The sequence below is a fragment of the Planctomycetota bacterium genome, from assembly GCA_039182125.1.
In the GTDB taxonomy this organism is placed as follows: Bacteria; Planctomycetota; Phycisphaerae; order Tepidisphaerales; family Tepidisphaeraceae; genus JBCDCH01.
On the sequence record JBCDCH010000112.1, the window covers coordinates 1 to 8439 of the forward strand.

Genomic DNA, 8439 nt, shown 5'->3' on the forward strand with positions numbered 1-8439 from the left:
ACGCAACCGGAGGCAAGTCGCGCCACGGCCTCCGGTTGTGTGGCAACCCGGCTACGGGTGTCGGGCGGGTTGATCGCTTACCAGTCGAGCGTGCCGCGCCAGGCTTTGGTGAGATCGGCGATGGTCCAACTTTCCTTACCGAGGGTCAGCGTGGGGTGTTCGACGACAGTGCCGATGCGGGTGGCGCCTTCGAGGTCTTCTCCTGACTCGAGGACGTAGCCGCCGAGGTATTCTTCAAACGGTTCGACGGGGAGGTCGGTGAGTTCGATGCCGAGGCCGCTGGCGATGCACATCTCGGCGACGGTGACGAGCGTGCCGCCGTCGGAGACGTCGTGGGCGCTGGCGGCGTCGCGGATCAGCAGCTGCGCTGCAGCGTGGTGTTTTGCGAGGGTTTCGAGTTGAGTGTCGGCGGGGTGGAACAGGTAAAGTCCGTTGCCGGCGCGCTTGAGGTCCATCGTGCGGCAGTCGGCGATGTCGGGCACAATGCTCAAGGCGCTGATGAGCATCGTGTTCGGGATGCGGATGACCTTGCCGGTGGCGGGGTCGGTGAACTGGTTGTGCAGCGAGTCCTTGCCGGAGATGAACGGCGTCCCCGCGGCCAGTGCGTAATCCCGGCACGCTTCGCAAGCGCGGACGAGTGTGCCCATCGTCCGCGGGTCGTCGCACGACGGCCAGGAGAAGTTGTCGAGCAGTGCGAGGTGTGCAAGGTCGCCGCCGACGCAGAGGTTGTTGCGGATCGCTTCATCGATGGAGGCGATGACCATGTCGTACGGATCGGCGACGTGCGGCGCGAGGCCGACGGAGAGGGCGACGGCGCGATTGGACCCGAGCTTGGGCCGAACCACCGCCGCGTCGCTCGGCCCGATGTGCAACGGGCCGACCAGCGGTTTGACCACGCTGCCGCCCTGCACCTCGTGGTCATATTGCCGAATGATCCAGTGCTTGGAGGCGACGTTCGGGTGGGCAAGGGCTTGAAGCAGATCGGCGGGGATCGGTGACGTGTTGCTTGTCGGCGTCGTCACCTCCGCGATGCGTTCGGTCATGGGTACGCCGTCGTGGAGGAAATGCATGGACATCCGCGCGACCTCGGTACCTTCGTAGCGGAGGACGAGTTCCTCGCCCCCGTACGTGCCGATGGCTGTGCAGTCGACGTCCTCGGCCTGCGCTAGTTCGAGCAGGGCGTCGAGCTTGTCGGCGGGGACGGCGAGGACCATGCGTTCCTGGGCTTCGCTGATCCAGATTTCGTCGTAGCGCAGGCCGTCGTACTTGAGCGGGACCAAGTCGAGGTCGACTTCCGCACCGACCTTCTCGCCCATCTCGCCAACGGCGCTAGAGAGGCCGCCGGCGCCGCAGTCGGTGATGGCGGTGAACAGGTTGGCGTCACGCGCTTGGAGCACGACGTCCGCGACTTTCTTCTCAGTGATGGCGTTGCCGATCTGGACGGCGTGGCCGAACTCGTCGGCGTGGCCGGTGGTCAGCTCGGCCGAGGAGAACGTTGCCCCGTGAATGCCGTCGCGTCCGGTGCGTCCGCCGAGCACGACGATGCGGTCGCCGGGCTTCGCGTCGCCGTGGGTTTTGTCGCGCGGCAGCACGCCGACGCAGCCGCAGAAGACCAGCGGGTTGCCGATGTAGTTCTCATCGAAGTAGACCGCGCCGTTGACCGTGGGGATGCCCATGCGGTTCCCGTAGTCCCGGACGCCGGCGACAATCCGTGTCAGCGATCGCTTCGGGTGGATGACACCATCGGGGACGTCGGTCGTGTCGGGGTGGGCGACACAGAACACGTCGGTGTTGGCGACCGGCTTTGCGGCGAGTCCGGTGCCTAACACGTCCCGGATGACCCCGCCGATGCCGGTGGCCGCGCCGCCGTAGGGCTCGAGGGCGCTCGGGTGGTTGTGGGTTTCGACCTTGAAGCAGACGGCGTCGGTGTCATCGAAGCCGACGATACCGGCGTTGTCGACGAAGACGCTCAGGCACCAGCCCCCATTCTCACCGTCGTCACGCTTGGCGATGATCTGCTGGGTCGCGTCGAAGATCGTTTCCTTGATGAGGTTGCCGTAGCGGCGCAGCTCGTTGCCGTCGGCATCGCGGACGCCGACCTTGCTTTTGAGCGTCTTGTGGACGCAGTGCTCGCTCCAGGTCTGGGCGAGTGTCTCCAGCTCCACATCCGTCGGCTCCCGGCCGAGCGTGCGGTAGTGGGCTTGGACCGTCTGCATTTCCTCAAGGGAGAGGAACAAGTGTCCGTCACGGCTGAGCTTCTTGAGTGCGTCGTCGTCGAGGTCAAGCAGCTCAATGTGGCGCAGGTCGAGGGTGTACTTACTGCCGTGGGGGAAGGCTTTGGGGTGGTACGGCTCGAAGAACACGTTTTCGATGACGCCGTTGGCGAGGGTGGTCCGGGCGGCGGATTCAAGTTTGTCGCGGTGGATGTCGTCGGCACTTTCCAACAGGTACGCGCGGCCGGTCCGAACGTCTGATAACGCCAGACCCGCGTCTTTCAGTGCTGCCAACGTGGACGCGGCGACGGGGTCCATGACGCCGGGCTTGAGATGCACCTCGACTCGTGGGCGGTGATCCAGCTCGCCGTTGTTGACGATTGTCTCGGTCACTGGCGAGTGCAGCAGCGGGGCGGCGATGTCGTGGACTGTCTGGGCCGATTGGTCGGTTTCTAGCAAGTAAACCCGTCGTGGCGACACGGAAACGCACAACGCCTCGGCGAAGTCCGCCACCAACGGATCACCCGCGCCCAGCACCTCAATACGGTGGATCATGGCAGCAGCGTAGCCCCTAGGGCCGGACAGGGAATCGGGCCGGACAAAACCAATGGCGGCGGACGGGGTCGCCGCGGCGTCGGGCGCGGTGCCACCGATATCCATGCTCGCGCCGCCGCGTCGCGGCTCAACCCTGTAGCGCCTTGTCCCAACGCTTGACACCCCGTTGAGGCCACTTACGCTAGCCTCCTGCCGTCGTCGAAGAAGCCGTCGAAGGGATGCCCTCTCGATGGTGAAATCGCCCCGCCGGACGGCCTAACTGCCGATATCACACCCGCCCCGAACGAGGAGCCACGTTGAGTACGTTGACCAAGATTTTCGTCGGACTGCTCGTCATCCTGAGCCTGATCCTGTCCGCTGCCACCGTGTCCACGGTCGCCACGCTGGACAACTACGACACCCAGCTGTCGGCCGCCAAGGCACAGGCATCGACGCTGCAAGCCTCGCTGGCCAGTTCCCAGGCCAAGGCCGCCGCCGATGTCGAAGCCGCCGAAGACCGCGCCGATACGCTCCGCACTGAGGTTCAGCGTCTTTCTGCCGAACTGACCGGTATGGAGTCGCAGGTTTCGCAACTGAACCAGACCATCGCCACCAAGGACCGTGAGATGACCACGCTCACGGCCAACCAGCAGGCGCTGATCGCGGCGGTGCAGGGTTCGCAAACGGCCCAGGAAGTCTTGCAGGGTTCGCTGGCCAACACGCGTCAGCAGCTCGCCGATCTCTCGACCCGCCGCGCCGAGCTCGAAGAGTTCAACACCGACCTTGCCGCCGAGCGTCAACAGCTCGAGCGTGAGGTCCGTAATCTGCAAGAGCAGATCGCTCAACTTCGCCAATCGACCGGCCGCATGACCAAGGCCCTTGAAGATCAGGGCATTGATCCGACCGAGGTTGCCGAAGGCCGCACTGCCGTCACCGGCGCCGCCCCCGCGATCAACGGCATCATCAAGAACGTCAAGCTCATCGGTGGTAAGACCTACGCCGAGATCTCCGTTGGCAGCGAAGACCGTGTCGCACAAAACATGAAGTTCAACGTCGTCGACTCGGCCACCGGCGACTTCCTCGGCGTGATCACGATCTACAAGGTCGAGCCCGCCCAGTCCATCGGCATCCTCGACGGCCCGCAGATCTCCAGCGTCTCGGCCGGCGACAACGTGCTCACCCAGTTCTAAGCCTTACCTCAGGAGCTCACCACCCATGGCACGTAACACCTCCTCCGGTCCTGACGTTTTCACCGTCCTGAGCCTCGCCGGCGTCGTCGCCGCCGTCATCGCCGTCGCGTACCTCTTCCTCCGGGCCAACGACATCTTCGGCGCCTACCCGCTGGCCGGGTGAGCGAACCCGATCTTGATTAACGCAAACGCCCCGGTGATTTCAATCGCCGGGGCGTTTCAGTTGCGCCCAACTGCGTTGCCCCGCAACGCGGTTCGATGCCTAGATGAGGGTTTCGATGTCGTCGGCGAGGACCCGGTCGCCGATGGTGTCGTCGTCGTCGGTGTTCCGCGTGGCGATGTCTCGCCCGGCCCCACCGCTGAGCGTGTCGACACTACCGCCACGGGCATATAGCAGGTCGTCGCCGTCACCGCCGTAGAGCCGATCGCGTCCGCTCCTCGCCGAAGAGAACGTCGTTGCCCTTGCCGCCGAAGAGCCGATCGTCACCGCTCGAACCGAAGATCACGTCGTCACCGGCTTCGCCGTGGATAGTGAGGTCATTGGTCGCGCTGGCGATGATCGTGTCGTCACCGCCGCCGGCCTCGATGATGAGCGATTCGGCGGGGTTGGCTTGCCCACTAGCAACTTCAATCTCCTCGCCCTGATCGGTGCCGACGATAACTCGGGCCCAAAGGCCGTTGGAGTTCAGGGCGTTGATAAAGAACCGCTCGAACGATCCCGAATCGGGCAGGCGGACGATTGCGCCGGTGCCTCCGCTGACGCCGGGGCTGTTGGGGATGTTGGCCAGCGACAGCAGGTCGATGCCCGCCCCGCCGTCCGGCGCGTAGGGCGAGTCGGCATCGGTTGGCACGTTGAAAGCCACGGCGTCGTCGTCCTCACCGCCGAGGAATCGGAACTGCAGACTCGCCTCGACCGTCGCGATATCCCGGCCCGCTCCGCCGTGGACGATCATATCGATCGCGCCATTTACCTCGCTGCCTTGGCCTCTCACCGAATCGTTACCGGCTCCGAGGAAAAGTTCATCGGCGAATGTGTCGCCTGAGAGGATGTCGGTGATGCCGAGTACGGCCTCGTCGTCGAACCGCGTGAGGTTGATGCGGTTGAAACGATCGATAATCGTAAGTTCGTAGCTGGCCGCTCGTACAATGGCTTCGCTCTCAAAAAGAGTCCCGCCGCGTGCCATCAGATGAACCGCTTCGGGGCTGTTCTCGAGGGACAAGCGGTCGCTGCCAGCGCCACCCACCACAACCGCGTCGGCTCCGCCGGTGCGGATTACGTCATCGCCGGCATTGCCTTCGACATAACTGTCAATCCGGCCGTCGATGTCGATGTTGTCGTTGCCGCTCAAGCCTCCGATACTGGTGCGTTTGATTGTGGCTGGGTCGAATGTTTGTTGGACACCGTCGAGGGTGACGACCACGTCGGTGCCGGTTGCGTCGACGTGGATGACGTTGTCAGTTTCGTCGCCGGCGATGATGAGCGTGCCGGCGTCGTTGACGTATGCCGTCGCCGCCAGCATCCGGCGCGGTTCGAGTACTTCTTGCATCTGTCCCATCATCTGGCAGACGACACCGACGACGCAATGTTTCACGTCCCCGTTGGGCGGCGACCAGCGGGAGCTTCCGGCGTCGCATCAGCAGGCGACTGCGCTGCAGCGGCAAAGTAGTTACGTGCTGGCGGGCTGCTTGGCGAAGCGTTGCTCGAACTTGGTGAGCATCTTCTCGGCGATGCCGCTCCAGGCGAACTCTTTGCGGGCCCACTTGGGGCCGAGCTCGCGGAGGCGGTCGGCGACTTCGCTGTAGCGCAGGGGCATCGAGAGTTGGGTGGCGAACTCGCCAGGGATCTTGGGGTCGGCGAAGAGGGCGTGGGTGCCGAACTTGACCTGTTCCATGAGCCCGCCGTGGGCGGTGATGACCGTCGGTGTGCCGCAGGCCATGGCCTCGACGGCGGTCATGCCGAAGGGCTCGTAGCGCGACGGCATCGCGAAGACGCCGGGGGCGCGGTAGATATCGGCCAGGTCCTCGTCGGAGGCGTAACCACGCCACTCAACGCGCTCGTGAACGCCGAGCCGCGCGGCCAGTTGCTTCAGCGCGTTGATCTGTTTCTCGTCCTGCTCGGTCTCGGCTCCGACGTACATGAGCAGCCGCGCGTCACGCACGGTCTCCAGCACCATCGGGAACGCTTCGATGAGCAGGTCGTTGCCCTTGTTTCGCGCCATCCGGCCGAGCGTGAGAATGTCGTGGGCGCGGATGTCGTGCTTCTCACGGATCGCTTCGACGTGCTCCATCGGCATCGGGTAGAAGCGGGCATCATCGAGCCCGGCCGGCAGGACCGTGGTCTTCTCTTCGGGCAGGTCGTACCAGTCGATCATGCGGTCCGACTGCGGCGCGGTGGTCGCGATGAGAAAGTCGGCCGCGGCGTACATCTTCGACTCGGCTTCGATCCGCTCGGCGAAGCGGTACACGCTCGTGTCGGCATCGGGCATGTCGCGCGACATCAGCTCCTTCTTCCACTTGCCCAGCGAGTGGGGCGTATGCACGTGCGGGATGCCGAGCTTCTCCGCGACCGCCTGGGCCCCGACGCCGGCGTCCCAGTAGTGGCTGCTCATCAGCGCGTAAGACAAGCTCTCCTCGTCGATCTTCTTGAGGAAGTTGTCGATGAACTCGGGGAGGATGTCGTGGAAGTTTTCCTTGACGATGAACTCGTCGCCGCCGAAGGGGATGCGCAGCACGCGGAGGTTCTCGCCCATGTCGTCGACTTCGGGCTGGCCCTCGAACTGTCGGGTGATGACGTCGACCTGGCAGCCGAGGTCGCGCATGGCTTTGGCGACTTCGAGAACGTAGACGACCTGGCCGCCGGTATCGGGCTTGCCGAACTGCGGCTCGGCCGAGACGTAGCCGTGGGTCGAGACCATCGCGATGCGGCCGTTCTTGCAGAGGGTGAACTGCCCACGCCGGTCCTGTTGGCTTCGGCGTTCTTCGTTGTCGCGACGCTCGTGCTGCTCCGATGGCATGGTGATTTGCGTGTGTTTTGGCTTGAAAACGGACGATTTCCGACTTGCCACAAGGGTAGCACAACGGGCAGGCGGTCGCAGCGGCAAACTTGTCGGTTCAGAGAAGTCCGAAATGCCGCAGCCCGTCGAGCACGCCGCCGGCCATGCGGCGCTGGGCGTGATAGACGAACTCACCGGCGGGGGCGGCGGTCTTGAGCGCGTCCTCGGCGTTGGCAACGACAATGCCGCGCAGCGGGGCGTCGAACATGTCGATGTCGTTGCCGCTGTCGCCGGCGACCGCGACCTCGCCGCGGCGGGGATCAAGTGCTAGGCGGACGCACAGGAACCCTATCGCCGTCAGCTTGCCCGCACCGGGCGGGAGGAAGTCGATGTCGTCACCGCCGGAGTGAACGAGCTTGGCGTCGAGGCCGCGTTGCTCGACGAGTCGGCGGATGTCGTCGAAGCTCTGGCCGTCGGAGATGTCGAAGCTGGCCTTGAGCGGGGTCTGATACTTCTCGTCGTGCCGGGCCAGGCCGAGCTCGTCGGCGAGGGCGTCGAACGGGTCGCGTGACCAACTGCCGAAGACTTCGTTGAAGTCGTCGATGAGCTTGTCGTCGGCGTGTGCGATCTGGGTGCCCATCGCGCCGATGATGAACTTCGGCCGCGGCAGGTGTGGGACGTTCGCCAGAGACTCGAGCAACGACGGCACCGGCCGCGACGAGTTGAGCACCAGCGTCACATCGCTCGGCTCCAACGCGTCGCGGAGTTCGGTCAGAAGTTCATCGTCCCCAAGCAGCGTGCCATCGACGTCAGAGAAAAGCGCGGGCATGCCTCAACCCTAGGCGAGCGATCTCACTTCACATTCTTCAACAGCATCGTCCAGCGCACCGGAGCGCCTTCCTTGCTCCAGGGCGATGCGTTGAGTTGGTTGTTCTTGAGGTGGTTGATGCGGAGGTTGACCGGGTAGTAAGTCGCCTCGGTGTCGCTGGTCTGGACGATCACGCTCGCTTGGAGCTTGGAGTAGTCGACCTTGTGAAACGCGCCGTTGAACCACTCCCACTTGGTGATGCGTTCCCAGTTCTCGACGGGCATGCGGATGGCGAGGATGGTGTCATTGGGGTACTCGGCGAGGTAGGCCTCGCGGACCTTGGCGATCAGTGCGTCACGGTCGGCGCCGCGGTAGCGATCGTCGGGGCCGCGGTTGTTGGCGATGATCGTCTCGCGGAGCATCTTCTCGCCTTCGCTGGCCTGGGCGACGAGGTTGTCGTAGCGCTGCTGGTACGCGGCCTCGCGGCCCGGCTCGATCGCGGCGATCAGGTTGATGCGCGTCTCGGCGAAACCGAGTTGTTGGTTGATCCCGCCGTGCTCGCCGAAGAACGCCGGCTTTTGCTCGTTGATCGCCTGATTGATCAGCGCCTGTGCCTGGTCGAGGGCTTCGGTCGCCTTCTGGGTGTTGAACGGCAGGTAGGTCGCACCGACGGTTTCGAGCTCACGCAGGCGTTCGCCGAC

General features: G+C 64.5%; 8 protein-coding genes. 2 read left to right on the forward strand and 6 right to left on the reverse strand.

Going from position 1 to position 8439, the window contains the following annotated elements:
- Positions 1–77: 77 nt before the first annotated feature.
- Positions 78–2768 carry a phosphoribosylformylglycinamidine synthase subunit PurS gene (locus AAGD32_17900; GenBank protein ID MEM8876122.1) on the reverse strand — a complete coding sequence of 897 codons (2691 nt, stop codon included), beginning with the start codon at positions 2766–2768 and terminating at the stop codon, positions 78–80.
- 305 nt (positions 2769–3073) lie between these two features.
- Here AAGD32_17900 and AAGD32_17905 point away from each other — a divergent pair, with 305 nt between their 5' ends.
- Both AAGD32_17905 and AAGD32_17910 read left to right on the forward strand, forming a co-directional pair.
- Complete coding sequence (locus tag AAGD32_17905) at positions 3074–3937, forward strand: hypothetical protein (GenBank protein ID MEM8876123.1); 864 nt, start codon at positions 3074–3076, stop codon at positions 3935–3937.
- Positions 3938–3962: 25 nt separating this feature from the next.
- On the forward strand, positions 3963–4100 hold the full coding sequence (locus tag AAGD32_17910; protein ID MEM8876124.1) for a hypothetical protein: 138 nt from the start codon (positions 3963–3965) through the stop codon (positions 4098–4100).
- Between the two features lie 99 nt (positions 4101–4199).
- On the opposite strand, the gene AAGD32_17915 is transcribed toward AAGD32_17910, so the two are convergent.
- The 5 genes from AAGD32_17915 to AAGD32_17935 form a co-directional block, all read right to left on the reverse strand.
- Positions 4200–4424 carry a hypothetical protein gene (locus AAGD32_17915; protein ID MEM8876125.1) on the reverse strand — a complete coding sequence of 75 codons (225 nt, stop codon included), beginning with the start codon at positions 4422–4424 and terminating at the stop codon, positions 4200–4202.
- Entirely contained in the window at positions 4345–5484 is a 1140-nt protein-coding gene (locus AAGD32_17920; GenBank protein ID MEM8876126.1) for a hypothetical protein, read from the reverse strand. Before AAGD32_17920 ends, AAGD32_17915 begins: the two co-directional genes overlap by 80 nt.
- 120 nt (positions 5485–5604) lie before the next feature.
- On the reverse strand, positions 5605–6951 hold the full coding sequence (locus AAGD32_17925; GenBank protein ID MEM8876127.1) for a glycosyltransferase: 1347 nt from the start codon (positions 6949–6951) through the stop codon (positions 5605–5607).
- A 97-nt stretch (positions 6952–7048) separates the two neighbouring features.
- Positions 7049–7759: an HAD-IIB family hydrolase gene (locus AAGD32_17930; protein MEM8876128.1), complete on the reverse strand. Its 711-nt coding sequence runs from the start codon at positions 7757–7759 to the stop codon at positions 7049–7051.
- 23 nt (positions 7760–7782) lie between these two features.
- Positions 7783–8439, reverse strand: a 657-nt coding sequence (locus AAGD32_17935; protein ID MEM8876129.1) for a hypothetical protein, incomplete at its 5' end; no start/stop codon positions are given.

Excerpts from the sequence above, each read along its gene's own strand:
- AAGD32_17925 (MEM8876127.1), bottom strand. The coding sequence starts at position 6,951 with ATGCCATCGGAGCAGCACGAGCGTCGCGACAACGAAGAACGCCGAAGC.
- AAGD32_17920 (MEM8876126.1), bottom strand. The coding sequence starts at position 5,484 with ATGCAAGAAGTACTCGAACCGCGCCGGATGCTGGCGGCGACGGCATAC.
- AAGD32_17900 (MEM8876122.1), bottom strand. The coding sequence starts at position 2,768 with ATGATCCACCGTATTGAGGTGCTGGGCGCGGGTGATCCGTTGGTGGCG.
- AAGD32_17910 (MEM8876124.1), top strand. The coding sequence starts at position 3,963 with ATGGCACGTAACACCTCCTCCGGTCCTGACGTTTTCACCGTCCTGAGC.
- AAGD32_17930 (MEM8876128.1), bottom strand. The coding sequence starts at position 7,759 with ATGCCCGCGCTTTTCTCTGACGTCGATGGCACGCTGCTTGGGGACGAT.